Origin of the sequence: Acinetobacter sp. MF4640, assembly GCF_002018895.1 — a bacterium.
Taxonomy (GTDB): Bacteria; Pseudomonadota; Gammaproteobacteria; order Pseudomonadales; family Moraxellaceae; genus Acinetobacter; species Acinetobacter johnsonii.
Window position 1 is genome coordinate 1 of the sequence record NZ_MVOM01000131.1, and the last position, 1,022, is coordinate 1,022.

Here is a 1,022-nt window from a genome sequence, read left to right on the forward strand (position 1 = left end):
GAAGCGAAAGACTACGCTGCAATTGACTCTGCACCAGAAGAAAAAGCACGTGGTATTACAATTAATACTTCACACGTAGAATACGATTCTCCAACTCGTCACTACGCACACGTAGACTGCCCGGGCCACGCCGATTATGTTAAAAACATGATTACTGGTGCTGCTCAGATGGACGGCGCGATCCTTGTATGTGCTGCGACTGATGGTCCAATGCCACAGACCCGTGAACACATCCTTCTTTCTCGTCAGGTTGGTGTACCTTACATTCTTGTATTCCTTAACAAGTGTGACCTTGTTGATGATGAAGAACTTCTTGAATTAGTAGAAATGGAAGTTCGTGAACTTCTTTCTACTTATGACTTCCCAGGTGATGACACTCCAGTTATCCGTGGATCAGCTCTTCTTGCACTTAACGGTGACACTGGTCAGTATGGCGAAGAAGCAGTTGTTGCGCTTGTTGACGCACTTGACACTTACATTCCAGAGCCAGTACGTGCAATCGACCAAGCATTCTTAATGCCAATCGAAGACGTATTCTCTATTTCTGGTCGTGGTACAGTAGTAACTGGCCGTGTAGAAACTGGTATTGTGAAAGTAGGCGAATCAGTTGAAATCGTTGGTATCCGTGATACTCAAGTAACTACAGTTACTGGCGTAGAAATGTTCCGTAAACTTCTAGACGAAGGCCGTGCGGGCGAGAACTGTGGTGTTCTTCTACGTGGTACTAAGCGTGAAGACGTACAACGTGGTCAAGTACTTGCTAAACCAGGTGCAATCAAGCCGCACACTAAATTCGATGCAGAAGTATACGTACTTTCTAAAGAAGAAGGTGGTCGTCACACTCCATTCCTTAACGGTTACCGTCCACAGTTCTACTTCCGTACAACTGACGTAACTGGCGCGATCAAATTACAAGATGGCGTTGAAATGGTTATGCCTGGTGACAACGTAGAAATGTCAGTAGAATTAATCCACCCAATCGCAATGGACCCAGGTCTACGTTTTGCGATCCGTGAAGGTGG

General features: G+C 45.7%; 1 protein-coding gene. It reads left to right on the forward strand.

What is annotated here, in order from left to right:
- On the forward strand, window positions 1–1,022 hold a 1,022-nt coding region (tuf, locus tag MF4640_RS18760; RefSeq protein WP_101495501.1), incomplete at both ends, for an elongation factor Tu.